General features: G+C 37.4%; 22 protein-coding genes and 1 tRNA gene. 5 read left to right on the top strand and 18 right to left on the bottom strand.

Annotated features, from left to right (window positions below; translation table 11 throughout):
• Positions 1 to 70: 70 nt before the first annotated feature.
• Positions 71 to 1,489: a DUF2971 domain-containing protein gene (locus HNP38_RS02655; protein ID WP_184184031.1), complete on the bottom strand. Its 1,419-nt coding sequence runs from the start codon at positions 1,487 to 1,489 to the stop codon at positions 71 to 73.
• A gap of 709 nt (positions 1,490 to 2,198) precedes the next feature.
• Between HNP38_RS02655 and HNP38_RS02650 the strand changes: the two genes are divergently transcribed.
• Complete coding sequence (locus HNP38_RS02650) at positions 2,199 to 3,035, top strand: hypothetical protein (RefSeq protein WP_184184029.1); 837 nt, start codon at positions 2,199 to 2,201, stop codon at positions 3,033 to 3,035.
• 136 nt (positions 3,036 to 3,171) lie between these two features.
• Here HNP38_RS02650 and HNP38_RS02645 read toward each other — a convergent pair.
• Positions 3,172 to 3,256: transfer RNA gene (locus HNP38_RS02645), tRNA-Ser, on the bottom strand.
• 197 nt (positions 3,257 to 3,453) lie between these two features.
• Here HNP38_RS02645 and HNP38_RS02640 point away from each other — a divergent pair.
• Complete coding sequence (locus tag HNP38_RS02640; protein ID WP_184184026.1) at positions 3,454 to 3,687, top strand: hypothetical protein; 234 nt, start codon at positions 3,454 to 3,456, stop codon at positions 3,685 to 3,687.
• Positions 3,688 to 3,761: 74 nt separating this feature from the next.
• On the opposite strand, the gene crcB is transcribed toward HNP38_RS02640, so the two are convergent.
• The 5 genes from crcB to holA form a co-directional block, all read right to left on the bottom strand.
• The gene (gene crcB / locus HNP38_RS02635; protein WP_184184023.1) at positions 3,762 to 4,133 is read right to left on the bottom strand and encodes a fluoride efflux transporter CrcB; all 372 of its coding nucleotides are present in this window, start codon (positions 4,131 to 4,133) and stop codon (positions 3,762 to 3,764) included.
• A gap of 50 nt (positions 4,134 to 4,183) precedes the next feature.
• Complete coding sequence (trxB, locus tag HNP38_RS02630) at positions 4,184 to 5,125, bottom strand: thioredoxin-disulfide reductase (protein ID WP_184184020.1); 942 nt, start codon at positions 5,123 to 5,125, stop codon at positions 4,184 to 4,186.
• 139 nt (positions 5,126 to 5,264) lie between these two features.
• Positions 5,265 to 6,116, bottom strand: a complete 852-nt coding sequence (locus HNP38_RS02625; protein ID WP_184184017.1) for an N-acyl homoserine lactonase family protein — start codon at positions 6,114 to 6,116, stop codon at positions 5,265 to 5,267.
• Between the two features lie 73 nt (positions 6,117 to 6,189).
• Positions 6,190 to 6,750 carry a Crp/Fnr family transcriptional regulator gene (locus tag HNP38_RS02620; RefSeq protein ID WP_184184014.1) on the bottom strand — a complete coding sequence of 187 codons (561 nt, stop codon included), beginning with the start codon at positions 6,748 to 6,750 and terminating at the stop codon, positions 6,190 to 6,192.
• A 14-nt stretch (positions 6,751 to 6,764) separates the two neighbouring features.
• The gene (holA, locus tag HNP38_RS02615) at positions 6,765 to 7,802 is read right to left on the bottom strand and encodes a DNA polymerase III subunit delta (RefSeq protein WP_184184011.1); all 1,038 of its coding nucleotides are present in this window, start codon (positions 7,800 to 7,802) and stop codon (positions 6,765 to 6,767) included.
• A gap of 7 nt (positions 7,803 to 7,809) precedes the next feature.
• On the opposite strand from holA, the gene HNP38_RS02610 reads away from it, so the two are divergent.
• The 3 genes from HNP38_RS02610 (at position 7,810) to HNP38_RS02600 (ending at position 10,060) form a co-directional block, all read left to right on the top strand.
• Positions 7,810 to 8,241, top strand: a complete 432-nt coding sequence (locus tag HNP38_RS02610; protein WP_184184008.1) for a type I restriction enzyme HsdR N-terminal domain-containing protein — start codon at positions 7,810 to 7,812, stop codon at positions 8,239 to 8,241.
• 314 nt (positions 8,242 to 8,555) lie between these two features.
• Positions 8,556 to 9,170: an HAD family hydrolase gene (locus tag HNP38_RS02605; protein ID WP_184184005.1), complete on the top strand. Its 615-nt coding sequence runs from the start codon at positions 8,556 to 8,558 to the stop codon at positions 9,168 to 9,170.
• Positions 9,171 to 9,322: 152 nt separating this feature from the next.
• Positions 9,323 to 10,060: a dienelactone hydrolase family protein gene (locus HNP38_RS02600; RefSeq protein ID WP_184183988.1), complete on the top strand. Its 738-nt coding sequence runs from the start codon at positions 9,323 to 9,325 to the stop codon at positions 10,058 to 10,060.
• Positions 10,061 to 10,205: 145 nt separating this feature from the next.
• Here HNP38_RS02600 and HNP38_RS02595 read toward each other — a convergent pair whose 3' ends face one another.
• From HNP38_RS02595 to HNP38_RS02545, 11 genes are all read right to left on the bottom strand, one after another.
• Positions 10,206 to 10,574 carry a cupin domain-containing protein gene (locus tag HNP38_RS02595; RefSeq protein ID WP_184183985.1) on the bottom strand — a complete coding sequence of 123 codons (369 nt, stop codon included), beginning with the start codon at positions 10,572 to 10,574 and terminating at the stop codon, positions 10,206 to 10,208.
• Entirely contained in the window at positions 10,571 to 11,104 is a 534-nt protein-coding gene (locus HNP38_RS02590; protein ID WP_184183982.1) for a GNAT family N-acetyltransferase, read from the bottom strand. Before HNP38_RS02590 ends, HNP38_RS02595 begins: the two co-directional genes overlap by 4 nt.
• A 65-nt stretch (positions 11,105 to 11,169) precedes the next feature.
• Positions 11,170 to 12,042 (bottom strand): hypothetical protein, encoded by an 873-nt coding sequence (locus HNP38_RS02585; RefSeq protein WP_184183979.1) that lies wholly within the window; start codon positions 12,040 to 12,042, stop codon positions 11,170 to 11,172.
• Between the two features lie 101 nt (positions 12,043 to 12,143).
• Complete coding sequence (locus tag HNP38_RS02580) at positions 12,144 to 12,749, bottom strand: DUF2911 domain-containing protein (protein ID WP_184183976.1); 606 nt, start codon at positions 12,747 to 12,749, stop codon at positions 12,144 to 12,146.
• A 28-nt stretch (positions 12,750 to 12,777) separates the two neighbouring features.
• Positions 12,778 to 13,290 carry a methylated-DNA--[protein]-cysteine S-methyltransferase gene (locus HNP38_RS02575; protein ID WP_184183973.1) on the bottom strand — a complete coding sequence of 171 codons (513 nt, stop codon included), beginning with the start codon at positions 13,288 to 13,290 and terminating at the stop codon, positions 12,778 to 12,780.
• A gap of 43 nt (positions 13,291 to 13,333) precedes the next feature.
• On the bottom strand, positions 13,334 to 13,882 hold the full coding sequence (locus tag HNP38_RS02570) for a DinB family protein (RefSeq protein ID WP_184183970.1): 549 nt from the start codon (positions 13,880 to 13,882) through the stop codon (positions 13,334 to 13,336).
• A gap of 52 nt (positions 13,883 to 13,934) precedes the next feature.
• Positions 13,935 to 14,468, bottom strand: a complete 534-nt coding sequence (locus tag HNP38_RS02565; RefSeq protein ID WP_184183967.1) for a Crp/Fnr family transcriptional regulator — start codon at positions 14,466 to 14,468, stop codon at positions 13,935 to 13,937.
• Positions 14,469 to 14,563: 95 nt separating this feature from the next.
• The gene (locus tag HNP38_RS02560; protein ID WP_184183964.1) at positions 14,564 to 14,974 is read right to left on the bottom strand and encodes a VOC family protein; all 411 of its coding nucleotides are present in this window, start codon (positions 14,972 to 14,974) and stop codon (positions 14,564 to 14,566) included.
• A gap of 23 nt (positions 14,975 to 14,997) precedes the next feature.
• The gene (locus tag HNP38_RS02555) at positions 14,998 to 15,387 is read right to left on the bottom strand and encodes a DUF6000 family protein (RefSeq protein WP_184183961.1); all 390 of its coding nucleotides are present in this window, start codon (positions 15,385 to 15,387) and stop codon (positions 14,998 to 15,000) included.
• 99 nt (positions 15,388 to 15,486) lie between these two features.
• Positions 15,487 to 15,990: a hypothetical protein gene (locus tag HNP38_RS02550; protein WP_184183958.1), complete on the bottom strand. Its 504-nt coding sequence runs from the start codon at positions 15,988 to 15,990 to the stop codon at positions 15,487 to 15,489.
• A gap of 93 nt (positions 15,991 to 16,083) precedes the next feature.
• Positions 16,084 to 16,542, bottom strand: coding sequence for a DUF1801 domain-containing protein (locus HNP38_RS02545; RefSeq protein ID WP_184183955.1), 459 nt, complete (start codon positions 16,540 to 16,542; stop codon positions 16,084 to 16,086).
• Positions 16,543 to 16,545 lie beyond the last annotated feature (3 nt).

The raw sequence follows: 16,545 nt of genomic DNA, 5'->3' as shown, positions 1-16,545 counted from the left end.
AATTCTTTTTTTAGAAAATTATCAATACAAAAAACGTATCGATTATACCTTATAGGGTATTTAGTGACAGTTAGAACACATCTATTTTAAATTTTTCTATTTTACCTGTTTCTTTGGAGTAATAGGCCTGATAAATATTGAAATCTTTTCTGCCGTTTTCTTTACATTTCCTTTCAATGATCCTGATGGCCTTCAGCTTATCGGCAATATCCGTTTTGATCCCAAAAATAATTCCTTCCAGATCATTAAAATCATATTTCAGCTTCCTGTCTTTCTTGTCATTATACTGATAAAAACCATCATTCAGGATAATTCTGAATTCTTTCTCATAGGCCCATTCATCAAGTTTTGTGGTAATACTTTTATAAAAATTGTCCCAATATCCATCTTTCCATTCTTTATTGTCGTCAACCTTATTGAGGTGCTCACCGCAAATACTCATATTACCATTTTCATCACTGTACCACATTGCATTCAGCTCTTCTTTGGACAGCCTTCCCATTGACCTGAAAAAATCTATTTCTATATGCTTACGGGTGTACTCTATTTTGTGGAACCGATGGGGGCGTATTGCTCTTACCGGCCCTCCGGAACCATATCCAGATTCTGTATCCAGACTTAAAAACTCTTTATTATTTTCATCTGTTTGGGTTTTGAAAATAAGACAGATTCCTTTATGATTATCACCATAATGCCCCCAGATCGCAGAGTTTGTATTATCTGTTAAGAATGAGGCTGTATACCACTCAGGATAGATGGATTCTTCGAGACGGGATAAATATTTTTCAGGAAATTCCGATACCAGTAAAAAACTGTTGGTATTCAGCTCTTTTTCTCCTATACTTTTCTTTCCTCTGAGCTTCACTTGAGTCATCATCTGAATAGTAACCGTGAATAGGGTATCAACTACTGACTTCCCGTTTTCGCTTTCAATAGCGTTGATGAGTTCTACCATATTTCCTACACTACTCTGAAGCTCATCAAATTCTTCAGACGAATTATAAAAATACTTTTGATCCGTATATCCTTTTTCAAAATACAGCTTACTGATCGCATTAATGACATATTGGTGAAAGAAATTCAGGTATGAGAGCAATTCTTCCCTCCTCACAGGGCTAGCTCTGTTCGCAAGAGATTTCGGGATTGTGCTGATGTATTTATAAGCAAAGATTTCTTTAATGATATCGTCCATCAGTTTTTTATGCTCAGGAGGATGCATGGCAGACCTGTGTGACAATACTTTTATATCTTCATCTTTCAGCTTAACTGTTTCAGCAGTAAGTACCGTTAGGGAAAAGAAAGCTTCCAGGCTTTTTACGTAATTGATCAGGAAATTTTTCCAGACAATTTCATCACCTTTCCAGAAGAGATCTTTAAAGCCTTCCATAGGATCATTAAGTTCTTTGGGAGATGCAAAATATATTTCCTGATTATCCAGCTCATGAAAGCGGTCCAGCAGAGCTTCTGCCGTTCTGAATCTATAGATCATTGATTGATGGGTTAACTATATAAATATAGCTAACTTTTCTAAAATCCTCAACTTTGACTAATAAAATCGGATCATTAAAATTAAAGATTAAAAAACTAGAACCCTATTAAACAACATTTATTTAAATAATTGAAAATGAATACATTATATTCTGCAGTGTGAATACAGTGTGAATTTTTGTTTTATTTAACATAAATTTGAAGTAAAAATTTGAATACACTTTATTGTTTAAATTAAAATAAAAAATTAATTATTTAAAATTAAAAAATAAAAATATTGTATCAGATATTTATTTTGAATTGAATATTTTAATAATATTAGATTCATTTTTTACAAACGTCTTTGTCTCGTACTTATATAATTAAGCATAATAATCTGATAACAAATTACTCATCAAATTTGTATTCAAATATTCAATTTCTAAAAACATAAAAAATATTTTAATGGGAGAAAACATTATTTTTTTAAAGCATCATCGTTTACTGCATTTTTAATGTTCAGGTAGGAATAAGTACAATAATTACAGAAAGCACCTTATTGTAAATAATTCTGTCGCCCGATCATACAAAATATCTTTATTAGAAGTGAAAGATTTTTATATATCGTTTAATTTGAAGTACAGCAGAAATAAGCATTTAAACGGCTTATTAGTTCTTAAAATAAAATTGATGAAGATTTACGTTTAAAATAATTTAAAACACTAAGAAAAATGAAAAAAAACCTTTTTACACTTTTGACAACCATAGTGTCCGCTATGGTATTCGCTCAAATAGGCATCAATACAGCTAATCCTGACCCTTCTGCTATATTGGATGTGGAATCTAATGCTACTAAAAAGGGAGGCATATTGATCCCCAGAGTTTCCCTGATAAACAGTACAGATGGAACTACCATTGCCTCTCCTGCCACAGGGCTTATGGTATACAGCACCGGAGGCACCATCACAACAGGTGATGGCTTCTATGTAAATTACGGCACTCCTGCCCTCCCATTGTGGAGAACCTACCAGCAATGGACACCTGCGCAGTATGTACTGGATGATACCTACAGCGTTGTAGCTACCGCTCCTGTAAGAAGGACCGGACTAGGACTTGTAACTACTATTAATAATGTACCTTTGGGATTGTCTCTGACTATCAATATCCCCCCTCACAGTACTTGTCGAGTGATTGTCACTTACTCTGTTCCTGTAGGAACTTATAGTACGGTACCTGCTACTGCAAGTGGTTTTGGGTATTATGGCATACGGTTTTTAAGAAATGGCACTGAAGATCCTGCAGGTTCCCGAAAATATACAATCCTTCCTGGTGGCCCCGGTGCTACTTCAGGTATGGTAAGCTCAGGAGCCACCTATATAGGAACAGAAACAAATAATACGAGTGTAGTTACCACGGTTACCTATGATTTGAATGGTTACATAGAACTGGGAGGCGGTGGTTTCACCTCTACAAATATTGTATTCAATATGTGGGATAATATTGGCAGCCCAAACTTTAACTGGGGCTACGGATCAATGACGGCCCAGGTATTTGCAAAGGCAGAATAAAGTACCCACCAATAATCAATAGTGCATTATCCCTATTTTTTCTGATAAAAATTCAAAATATTGATATGCTATATTTTAATAACTCAAAATAACAAAAAAAGCCTTTAAATCTTAAGATTTAAAGGCTTTTACTTCGCGGAGAGTGAGGGATTCGAACCCCCGGACCTGTTACAGTCAACAGTTTTCAAGACTGCCGCAATCGACCACTCTGCCAACTCTCCTAAACTTCAACATTGCTGTCGTTTTCGGTGGTGCAAATATAGAACGTTTTTCATTTCTGGCAAAACATTTCTGAAAGAAATTTTAACACTGCTTAATAAGGAGCTAAAAATCAGGTTAATTATTTCATTATTATAGTAGAAAAGAAAATGATGAGATAAGGATATATGGCGACGAATAGGAAAAACTGGCAGCAACTTTGGATGTTCCTGTAGAAGAAATTAAAGAAGAAAGACCTACCGGCGTTGTTCAGAATTTGACATTTAATGATAACAGTTCCAATAGTCAATCTGGAAATTATAATCAATACCACTATAACATTTATAACATTCCTGATTATCTATTAGAAAACCAACAGGATTATATCAACCTGCTAAAAAAAGAGATAGAAATTTTAAAAGCAGAAAACGAGAAATTAAGATCCGGGCAATAACCCGCTCGTATCTCAACGAAACAGAAAATGATAAAAGGCTGCGGCGCAAACTTCGTTTGCGCCGCAGCCTTTTATCAAAATAATACACTTTGAAGCTTCATTCCCACAATCACAGCTCCCAATCCCAAAACCACACTCAAAGCAATATACAGAAATAGCATCCCATATTGCTGATTCTGCCATAAAGAATAATTTTCTGCAGAAAAGGTAGAAAAAGTAGTATATCCCCCACAAAGTCCGGTTATTAAAAGAAACTTCAAAGAATTATCATTCTTCATAAAATACGAAGTCAGAAAACCGATCAGGAAACAGCCTGTTATATTCACCACAAAAGTCCCCATCGGAAATGAACTTATGTTCCAGAGCTTCTGGGTATAGTTGGAAATGAGATATCTCGCAATGCTTCCAATTCCGCCTCCGATAAATACATACAATAAATTTCTCATGGTAAAAACAAACGCACCCAAAGGTGCGCTTTATATTTTAAGTTTGAATACTAATGCAATTCCGCTAAATATTTCTCAGCATCCATTGCCGACATGCAACCACTTCCCGCAGCCGTAATCGCCTGTCTGTAGATATGGTCCTGAACATCCCCTGCCGCAAAAACTCCCGGAAGGTTGGTTCTTGTAGACCCTTTTTCAGTCAGGATATATCCGTTCTCATCCAGGTCGATCTGCCCTGCAAAAATATCTGTGTTCGGTTTGTGGCCTATTGCAATGAAAATTCCGTCAACATCAATAGTAGAAGTTTCCTCAGTCTGGTTATTGATCACCACAGCCCTTTCCACTAAGCTGTTCTCCCCTTCTATTCCGATTAATTCATGATGGAATTTCACTTCAATATTCGGAGTGTTTTCCACTCTGTGGATCATCGCTTTTGAAGCCCTGAAAACATCTTTTCTCACCAGCATGGTCACTTTTTTACACAGCTTGGCAAGATAGGTAGCTTCCTCTGCTGCCGTATCCCCAGCCCCAACAACCACTACATCTTTCCCTTTATAAAAGAAGCCGTCACATGTAGCACATGCAGAAACTCCTCCGCCTGCATATTTTTTCTCATCATCAAGCCCAAGATATTTCGCAGTGGCTCCTGTAGAAATAATCACTGTTTTAGCAAAGATATCTTTGTTTCCTGCATATAATTTATGAACACCTCCAACCTCTTTAGACAACTCCACTTTGGTGATCATCTCATAATGAACTTTGGTATCAAACCTTTCTGCCTGTTTCTGCAGATCCATCATCATTTCAGGGCCTGTAACGCCTGCTGGATATCCCGGGAAGTTATCTACTTCCGTGGTAGTGGTTAATTGCCCGCCCGGCTCCAGACCAGTATACAGTTCAGGTTTTAAGTCTGCTCTTGCCGCATAAATCGCAGCTGTAAAACCGGAAGGCCCGGAACCTATGATCACACAGTCTAAAATGTTTTGCTCCATAATTACTTTTCAAAAAAGATTAAAATTCAAGTCCGCTAATTTCGTAATTTTTAGCTATTTAATGAAATGAATTTAATGATACTTGTCAATAATAAATATTAGCTTAAACAATAACGGGCCAGCCTCTCTTTAAATCATGTCATGAAGCCTTTATCAAGTCAAAAATTTCTCTATTCATAAGACGGGATGCACTATTCGGGTCATGACAGGGTAAAATAACGGTAGGCTCATGCAGGGCAAAGTTTTTGATATTCTGTAAGGTCTTCAAAGCAGTCTGAGGCTGAAAAGTCACCCCGTCCGTTTTTTCGTTTCTGATATTCTCTATATTATAAGAAGCATCACCTGCCAAAAAATAAGTTATATCTTCACCACGTACAACTACAGACATATGCCCTGTGCAGTGCCCCGGCGTAGGCACCAGCAAAATTCTGCCATCCCTTGTAACAGGATAAGAAGCAGGAAAAGCCCCGACAGGACCGCCTGTAAAATCAATCAGCTCGGGCTTCAGCCATACCGGCATTCTTTGGGGAAGGTATCCGGCAATCCTTCCTTTCATGCTCTGACACTCATTCCAGTTCTCCCGGCTTCCGATGATCCTTGTATGTGGAAAATGATGGAGCCCGCCTGCGTGGTCATGATGAAAATGGGTAAGAATGACAGCTTCAAGATCTGCGGGATCCACCCCCAATTCTTTCAACTTAAACCCAATTTCCTCTGCAGGAGCCACTTTTATGGAGACCATTTTGGTAAAAAACGGATTCCAGCCCGGTAAATATCCCGGATCAGAATTTCTTGCCGTATCTCCCGTATCTACCAGATACAAACCTTCCGGATGCTCGATCAGGAAAGCCAGAATGGGTAATGGCTTCACAAAATCCGGATCACGGAAAATATCAATTTTTCTTCCGATGGCAGAACGCCCTTCGTGTGCTGTTACCTGTGCTGTTTTACAGACAGCTTTTCCCGTTTCGATCGCAGTAACTTTTATCATATTCATTTGAATTTGTACTGCAAATTTCTGTCAATTATGAAGATAAATTTTTGACTGAAATCAAAAAAACAAATCATTTTCCAGCTCTTAGCCTGCTTAAGGTTTCCTGGGTAATTCCCAGATAGGAAGCAATATGCCCTAAAGGTGCTTTCAGAAAAATAGAGGGAAATTCTGAGAGTAATGTTTCAAATCTCTCTTTTGGCGTCTGGAATTTCAGGTTATAAATTCGGTCTGTGGCGTTTTTAATGTAATTGACCATCAGTTTCTGTGAAAATTTCTGCAATCCGGCATTATGCTCAGCCAGCTTTTCCCAGCTGCTATACGGAATAACAGCAACGGTTGTTTCCGTTAAAGATTCTATCCCGAATTTACAGATCTGATTGTAAAAAATACTGTCTACAGGCAAACCTATATTATTTTCGCTTAAAAAATAGAGTGTAATATCTTTGTCTTTTTGAGCATAGAAAACGCGGGCAATACCTTCCTCTATAAAGTAAATGTTTTTTGAATTGTTTTCAACGGGGAGGATAAGGTCTTTTTTTTGAAATTTTTTCCTCCTTACCGAATGTGACAATAATTCAGTCTCCTTATCTGATAATCTGACCTGTGAGCTAAAATATTGAAAGACATCCATAATAGAAAAACTATTTAAACTTTCATTTTAATTTTGTCCACATTAATGATCTTATATACCAATTCCTTGATAAGTTCCGCCTCGCTCATATTGACTGCTCCGAGCCCTTTTCCTTTCATGTCAAATTCTCTCAGGATGGAGATTACTCTTGTGGCATGCTTTAAAGGATATAATCTGGCTGTTTCAGCATAATCTTTAATAAAATAAGGATTGATCCCCATCTGTGAAGCAATAGTTTGCGGTGGCTGCCCCATCATCGTCTGGTACACGATAACGTTGGAAAAATAGTTGTACAGGCTGGCCAGCATCATTACAAACGGATTATTCTTGGGATTCTTACCCATAAAATGGGCAATTTTGAAAGCCACATTGGCATTCTTGGTTCCTAAAGCTTTCTGAAGCTCAAACACATTATATTCCTTACTGATCCCGATATGGGTTTCGATGATATTTCCGTCAAGAATTTCACCTTCTTTGAGGATGATCTTCAATTTATTCAGCTCATTGGCGATCCTCGAAAGATCATTACCGAGATATTCTGCCAGAAGATGGGAAATATTCGGGGCTGTTTTGATGTTCAGTCTGACGCATTCGTCAGCGATCCATTTCGGAAGGTTATTTTCTTTTACAGCTTCGCTCAGGAAAAGTGCCTTCGCCTTATCCAGTGCTTTCGTTGCCTTTTTCCGGCTGTCTAATTTTTTGTGCTTGTGAGCAAAGACCAACACCGTAGAAGGAACAGGATTGTCTACATATGCTTCCAGTATCCTGTTTTCCTCTTCATTCAGTTTCAGATCCTGTGCTTCTTTTATGATAATGACCTGCTTATCCCCCATCATCGGAAACTGCCTTGCCAATGAAAGGATCTCCGGGTAAGAAGTATCTTTTCCGTACACTACGGTCTGGTTGAAAGCCTTTTCATCCTCTTCCAGAAAATCGTGTTCAAGAGCTTTTACAGCTACATCAATGAAGTAAGGTTCTTCTCCGTGGAAAAAATAAATAGGTAAAACTTCTTTATTTTTAATATTTTTGAGGATTAAATCTAATTCTTTCATCTTTTAAATGGAACTTCCAAAACTGAATTTTCAGGAAACTTTTGATTTTAAATTCAAGAAAGACAAAGATAAGTTTTTTATTTATGACTTGGTCCGTAAAACTTACCTTTTGCTTACCCCCGAAGAATGGGTAAGACAGCACTGGATCCATTATTACCTGACGGTGAAATCCTACTCCACATCTGCATTGGTCACGGAAAAAAAGATAGTTCTGAATGGTTTAACGAAGAGAATTGATCTTTTGGTCACTGAGAAAGCCCAACCTAAAATATTGATCGAATGCAAAGCTCCCGGTGTGAAGCTTACGGAAAAAACTTTTGAGCAGACGGCAAGGTATAATTCCATCATCGGAGCAAAGGAAATTATTTTAACTAATGGACTACAGCATATCCATGCATATTTTGAGGATGGACAATATCAGTTTTACAGGTCAGAATAATTGATAACCACTAAAGCTATACGTTTTTTAACCTTTAAAGCAACTTGTTGCCATTCGAGAGATTGCACAGTTTAGATCCTTTCAGAATGACAAAAATGCTGCTATAAAATATTAAACACAAGTCTATATAAAGTAAAATTTTATTGCAAAGAAAAACGCTTTAGCCTTTTAGAAAATCTTTGATTTTCTTTCTTATATGAACGTTTTATTTTAAAGATGTTAAACTTTTAAAAACTTACGTGTTCTAACGTGTTTAAATAAAAAACTTTTATGACTTTTGTGGTGAAAGTAAAATACTAAAATTAAAATATTGTATGAAAATCAAAAACATCGTATTCGATTTCGGAGGCGTTTTAATGGACTGGAATCCAAGATATTTTTTCAAAGATTACTTCAATGACGATGAAAAAATGGAATACTTCCTCACCCACATTGCCCAACAGGAATGGAACGAGGAACAGGACAGAGGAAGAAGCCTTTCGGAAGGCACTAACATTCAGGTGAATAAGTTCCCGGAATGGGAAAAGGAGATCAGAGCTTATTATGACAACTGGACGGTAATGCTGAAAAGTGATATTCCTCAGAATGTAGAAATTTTAAGGAAACTTGGGAATACAGAGTATGGGCTTTTCGGTCTGACCAACTGGTCTGCGGAAACTTTTCCCTATGCTTTGGAAAATTATGATTTCTTCCGGCTTTTTGACGGGAAAATTGTAGTTTCAGGAACGGAAAAGCTGATCAAGCCGGATCCGAAGATCTGGTATGTCCTTCTGGAAAGATATAATATTCAGGCTGGTGAATCTGTTTTTATTGATGATAATCCTAAAAATATTGAAATTGCACGATCTATAGGGTTTAAAACCATTCATATTCACCCTGAAACAGATCTGGAATATGAGCTGGTAAATCTGGGCGTAGAATTCAGGTAAAATTGAGTTTTATAACAATTTAATAATCCTCATGATAAGTTATTTAGTAATTTAGATGGGGACTTTATTATGAATTTCAATTGGTTTGTCATTCTTCGTTTTGTGCCCAGAATGACAAACAGGCAGTTTAATGTTTATTTAAATTACAAAATATGATACGTTCAATTTTATTCACCGTACTTTTAATGAGTCCAGGAATTGTATTCAGTCAGAAACTCTCGACAGTATCCTATCAGGACGAGAACCAGAAGCTGAATGGCATGATCACTTCCAATGCCGGGAAAAAGCTTCCGGGAGTTCTGATCTTACCTGCATGGAAGGGTATAGATGACGAATCTAAGACGGCAGCAGCTGAACTGGAAAAACAGGGATATATTGCTTTTATTGCTGATATTTACGGCGAAGGTAATATTCCGGCAGATAATACCGCCGCAGCCAAAAGTTCCGGATACTACAAACAAAATTATGATGTTTATCAGAAACGGATTTCCCTGGCTTTGGAACAGCTAAAGAAGAATGGTGCCGGTAAAGTCGTTGTGATCGGATATTGTTTCGGGGGAGCCGGAGCGTTAGAGGCAGCAAGAGGAAATTTACCCGTTGAAGGAGTAGTTTCTATTCATGGAAGCCTTGCTAAAGACCAAAACAGAAAAAACGGGATAATCACACCCAAAATTCTTGTAGAAAATCCAGCGGATGACAAAGGTGTCACCCAACAGGATTATGACAATCTTGTGAAAGAGATGAATGAAGGGGATGCAGACTGGCAGATCATTACCTATGCCCATTCAAAACATACTTTTACAGATCCCAAATCCAAAGACTATAATGAAGTTATGGCCAAAAGAGCCTGGAACCACACTTTATTGTTTTTAAGGGAACTTCTTAAGTAGTTTTATACTTAAAGAATACTTCGTGAACTATGTTCGCAAAACTTTGTTTTGTGCTCAGAATGACAGGCAGGCTGGCTAGTTTCAGCTTTTCCAGACTTATCATTTTACGATTTTACGATTCTGCGATTTTACCTTTTATCCTTTTTCAATCTATTCCTTCTTCCCTGTTCACAAGCTCCATAGAAAAGGCAGGAAGACAAATGGCTATATATTCACAGGATTCTGAAAACGGATTGCTATAACGTACCCTTGCCCCTTTTTCCACCAGAATGCTCTGTCCTTTTTCAAGGACAACAGTTTCTCCATCAATCTCAAATTGTTTTTTGCCGGAAATAATATAGGTAAACTCATCAAATTCCGGGGTCTGATGCGGTTCGCTCCAATCCGGAGGTGCTACCATATGAGCTATGGAAACATTAGGGTTTTGTGTAGAATTTCCCCAGTGTTCTTCAATCAGTTTACCGTCTGTAGTCGGAACTACAAAAGGGGATTTTTGGATTTTATATTTTTTCATTGTGTCCAGTTTTCTTTTTTGATTTCATATACAAAATTGGTTCGGGCAGGTTCCCCGAAATAAGCGACCTCTTCTTCTGCAATCTTTTTCCCGCCCAATCTTTCCAATGCAATTTGGGAACGAAGATTCTGCTTCCCGATATGGAAATACACTTTATCCACATATTGGAAAACATAATCCAGCATCAGTTTCTTAACCTGCGGGTTAATTCCTTTTCCCCAGGATTTTGTCCCATAAAAAGTGTAGCCTACGAAAATACTGTTCCTATTTTCATCAAAATCGTAGTAACGGCTGCTCCCCAATACGTCTCCCGAAGATTTTTCTATGATCTTAAAAGCTCCTTTACTTTCCATTGCCCCTTTGAAAAAGTTCTCGAAAACTTCCTTTCTATAGCGGTCTTTATTTGGGTGCTGCTCCCATACTTTGGGATCGGAGGCTACATCATATAAGCACTCAAAATCATCTCCTGCTAACGGAAGGAGCTTCAGGTTTTCATTTTCCAGTATAGGCTGTATAGAGAATGTTTTCATATAAGAACACAATAGTTATTTACCTAATTTAAATACAATTTCTGAGTGTGGCAAAAAATTTACCGTTAGTAAGTTTCATAAAGACAGACCGCTTTAGCCACAGGATTATTAGGCTCATGCTGTGCAGTGATCCAGCCTTCGGAATCACTTTTAAAGACAGCCTCCATAGTTGTAATATCAGAATTCGGATTTTTTATGATTACTTTTTGAGGGAAGTTTTTAGAATTCAGCTGATAATTTGACGATAAAACCGAAGATAAAAATATTCTGAATTCAAAGGGAAATGTGGAGAACGGGTTTTTCTGGTCAGTGTAGCCTTCATAAGTATGTACGGTAGGATTGTGAGTGCTGCTCACAAAACCTGATGCCCCGCTATAGTTACCCAAACTATGTACCACTTCCGTAACATTTTCTCCTGAATAAGTAAAAGCATACTGCCTGGAAGCAGCCCCATCATCATTGATGATATCATTTTCATCGAAATAGTTACTGTCTATCAGCCTGCTTACTTTATTATTCGCATAAAATACCCGGAGAATATTTATTTTACCCACCGTTCCTCCTGTATAAACTCCTTTTATACTCTTCAGAACGTTATTGTCATACTCAAAAAAGAATTCAACTTTTGAATAAACCGGAGAAAGATAATTGGTGGTAATTTTTGCGATCTTGTCCCCTGAATAGGCAATATCTCCCTGACCCGCCCAAGCCCCAAAGTCATAATGAGTAACTTTTCCGCCGGCAATGGTAAACCTCTGGTTCTGAACAATCGGGGATGTTAAAGAAGGATCTGCACCATAAAACTTTAAGATCCTGTTGGAAGGAGCTGTTTGTACCGGATTTGTTGCAACAGCTTCTTCATCTCCTGAGCAGGAAACTAAAAAAGCAAAGAATAGTAAATAAAAAAATTTTTGAAAGGTTAAATTAGATTTCATCATGTTATTAAATTGAGTGACAAAATTATTAAAATTATGTCTAATATCCATCTGGCTTTAAAAAAAATCCCCTTCTGGTGAAGAGGATGTATTCATATTGCTGATCAGCTTTTGGTTTTATTAGCATCAGACTCTATTTTCTTGATTTCTTTCAGCTTGTCTGTAATTTTGTTCACGGCATCTGGTTTTGCAGGTTTCAAAGGTACTTCTGCCTGTGAAAAATCCCATTTCAATACTAAATTGGCTGCATTTTCATCAATAGGGTTCAAAGTGATCTCGAACCACTCCTGTTTGTCTGCCAGTTTGTTGACAGGTACTGTTACATCCACAATATCCTGTGCCGGATCATAAGTATAGGCTCCCCATTGCTGGAAATCTTTATTCAGGATCACTTTCCATTCTTTTTCAGTGGGAACGATAAATAAACCGTAAGTTCCTGCCGGAACCACTTTTCCGCCAAAATTCACAGCCTGCCCGAATGTCACTTTTGTAGAGGAATTGGCTCCTGCTCTCCAAACCTGGCCATAAGGCACGAGCTCCCCAAAGATCTTACGTCCCTTAACTCCCGGTCTTCCGTAATCAACGGTGATTTTAGACATGGAAAACTGCTGTTCTACTTTCTGGCGCGGACTTAATGCCGGTACTGAATAATCCTGTGCAAAACTGAAAACTGAAGCTGATACGCAAAGTGCAAATACTAACTTTTTCACGTGTAAATTTTTGTTTAAAATTACAAAATCAAAACAAGATAGCCCCTTCCAATTCCAATAATTTTTGTTTTCTCCAGATCCCGCCCGCATAGCCTACCAGATCACCGTTAGAACCAATTACCCGGTGACACGGGATCAGAATAGCTATTTTATTGATGCCGTTTGCCGTTCCTACTGCACGGATAGCTTTAGGGTTTCCCAAAAATTCTGACTGTTGTTTATAGGATCTGGTCTCTCCCATCGGGATCTCCCGCAGGAGCTGCCAGACTTTTTTCTGAAATTCTGTTCCGGTAACAAACAAAGGGACCTCAAACTGATGTCTTTTCCCTTCAAAATATTCATTCAGTTCTTCTTCAAGCTGTTTGAAATGCGGGTGTTCTTTTTCAACGATCTCTGCATTTAAAGTTTTTGATAAGGAGGTGAATTGCTTTTCTTTATTCTTCCGGTCGGTGAACTCAAGCAGGCAGATGCCCTGATCTACGGCGCAGGCAATCATATCTCCAAGCGGGGTTTTGAGTATTTTAAGGTGTATGGTTTCCATTGATTTAAAATTAACAATTTCCAACGGATCTGCATCATGAAATTTAAACTGCTGCCAAAACTCTTTTTGCCTGTTCCAGGTGTCTTATATTATGATAGATTACAAAGCGGAAAGTATCCCCTAATTTCAGCCTGATCAGCTTTGAAATACTGATACTGGTTCTTGTTTTACCTATATTGATATGTTCTGCTTTTTGCAATAATTCCAGTAACTGATCCTGCTGAAGAATGAATGTATCTAAAACCTTTTTATCCAATTGACTGTGAATGGGATTCATACTTTTGAAGGTTTTCATCTTATTGAGCTTTGTTTTGGGAAGCATGCTTTTCGCAAAATAATTTCCCAAAATGCCCGGTGAAAATGTTGCTTTCGGAGATGATTGGGAAGCCGATATCCTGCTGCTGATCTCAGGAATATAGAATTCTCCGTAGCGGTTGAGATGCTCGATGCATTCCAGAACACTCCAGCTGTCCTCTGAAACCCTGAAATTAAGTTCTCTTTCTGTTTTCTGCTGCAGTGTTTCGGCATACCGGATATGTTCCTGAACCGTACTTTTCAACTCTGAAATCAGTTGTAGGGAAGAAATTTTCATTGTTTTTTTATACAAATTTCAATATTCAAAAGTTTTTAAATCTTGACTGAGCTCAAGATTTTTTAAGCCTGGATAATGTTTCCGGGCTCATGCGGAGGTAATTGGCGATGTATTTATCCGGGATCTCCTGAAACAGTTGGGGGCTTCTCTTTAAAACCCGCTCAAACCTTTCTTTGGGAGAGCTGGTAAGCAAATCTTTTTCTCTTTCGATCTGCTGTAATACGAGGTCTTCAAGAATAAAGGTCCATAGTTTCCTATTTTCATCTTCTGACTGGATAAATGAGTAGAAATCTTTTTTGGAAGCTATTCTTACTTTGGTCTTTTTAATGGCCTGAATATAAAAACCGGAAGGTTTTCCTGACAGAAATGAATCCAGGGACACAATGATATTCCCCGTATATCCGAACCTGATGATCCTTTCTTCATCTTGATCCATGATAAAGATTCGAACACTGCCCTTTTCTATAAAATAGATATCGGTATGTGTTTCGTCTTTAACTTTCAGGAACTGATACCGCTGAATCGTCTTTTCGGTTTGAAAAAGACCGGCATCAATCAATGTTTGGATCATATTCACTGTACTCATTTCACTAAAACTAACAAACCCCGTAAGTTTTCCTTGCAGGGTTTAAATTTATACAAAATTATAGTTTACACTTATTTATTCAGCATTTTAAGATGCTAAGCCGGCTCCCAAAGTTCTATTTTATTTCCGTCCGCATCCATAATATGAATGAATTTTCCGTATTCATACGTCTGAATGTCATCCACGATAGTCACTCCGTTTTCTCTCAGCCTTTCTACAAATGCTTCCATATTCTGAACCCTGTAATTGATCATAAATTCTTTTTTAGACGGGGCAAAATATTCGCTTCCGGTCTTAAAAGGAGACCATTGAAGCTGGGTTATCTCTTCAGGGTTATCTTTGTCCCTGGATTCGAAGGTTGAACCCCATTCATTGACATCAAGCCCTAAATTTTGGGCATACCATTCTCTTGTTTCCTTCGGGTTGTCTGAGAAGAAGAAGATTCCCCCGATACCGGTTACTTTTGGGGTAATGTCTGTATTTTCTGTTTTGTTTGTATCTTCCATATTGTCTTTTTAAGTATTATAAATTATTTTTGGTCTGCAATACAATTCTTTAAATCATTTAAGATTTTTATATGTTGTTCAATATATTCAGTATCAATGTCTTCTTCAAAAGTTTTATTAGTTGTTAGCTCCATAGCTTTTAAATAATCATCTGCAATTTTACTTCCTTCCTGTTTTTCTAAAAGTTTTGCCGTATTAATAGCATTAATTTTAGAAACTTCTTTCCTGCCTAATTGGAATTCGTTCCATATCTCCAAATATTTTTCTTTATTTTTTGTTCCGTTTACTTTATCCAAGAATACGACACTTTCTAATACCTGTTCCTGATCAAAATATAATTCAGGCTTTCTTAAATAATATTCCAGATAATCTATAAGGTATTGAACTGTTTTTTCATTATTGTAAGATTCCAATTTATTAAAATCAGATTGATGCCTGACAATTGCTCCTGCTGAATGCAGCCGAATTTGTTCATTTAAGTGTGATCATCCATACTTCATTATTAACTTATTTTACACTCCCACAGCAGCCGTCATCATAGACATATAATAATTGGCAAAGTGCAGTGAGCTTAACAGCAAAATTTCTTTATGAGAAAAAGTCTCAAAAATTTCTGATGCTGTGATCTGGTATTCGTAATTCATCAGATTCCATTTCAGGTGCGGTTTCACTGCTAAAAGTTCGGTGCCTTTTTCGTCTGTAAGGATGAAAGAGTCTCTAAAAATCCCTCTGGATTTAAAAATATAGTCTTTTTCAATTCCGCTGAAAAAAGTCTGTACAATAATCTCTCCGTTCCAGTTCATTTTGAATTTAAGAAGTGTTTTTTCCCTCTCCTTCAGCTCAATTGTTGTTCCCCAAAAACCTTTTGGCTCGATCTGGTAGCCTGAGTTATCAGCAAGTTCTATTAAAGCATTGAGCTTAAACCAGTTTTTATAAGTGAGTTTTCCAATGAGTTTGTCGTCTTTTGTTACCTCAAAGGATAAATAATTGGCTGATTTTGCCTGATATTCTGTCATAGTTATTATGAATTATTTTTATATTTTAGAGCTTTGTTTCGAATGGACTTAGAGTAATCTGTACCAGCCCGTAAAACACATTCTGAACATATATTATGGTTTATCTTTAACGGATTGATCATGGCATGCACACTCATGATGTTCATTCACATAGGCAATAGATTCTCTACAAAGGCGTTCTAAAATGGGAATATCAATATCCGAAAGCTTTTTTATATAAATACATGCCTTACTCATTTTGAACTTCCCCAAACTGCTCAATATCTGTTCACTCTCTTCAGTCGGCGAATAAATATAAAGGGAAAATTCTGCTTTACGGGGTGAAAAGCCAATAACAGGCGCATCTCCTTCATGTCCGCTTGCATATTTGTAATGATAGCTTCCAAACCCGATAATACTTGGTCCCCACATTTTGGGTTCAAATCCCGACCATTCGCTCATCAGTTCAATCAGCCGGAAGCTATCTGCTTTCTTTTCAATATTTTCTACGTATGAGTTTACGAACCCGCTTACGTCAGCTTCTGTCCATGCTGTTTTATTTGTTTTGGCCATGTG

The sequence above is a fragment of the Chryseobacterium defluvii genome, from assembly GCF_014204415.1.
Lineage (GTDB): Bacteria > Bacteroidota > Bacteroidia > Flavobacteriales > Weeksellaceae > Chryseobacterium > Chryseobacterium defluvii_A.
Note: the sequence above shows the minus strand (reverse complement) of the source record. Positions and strands in the feature narration are given on the sequence as shown.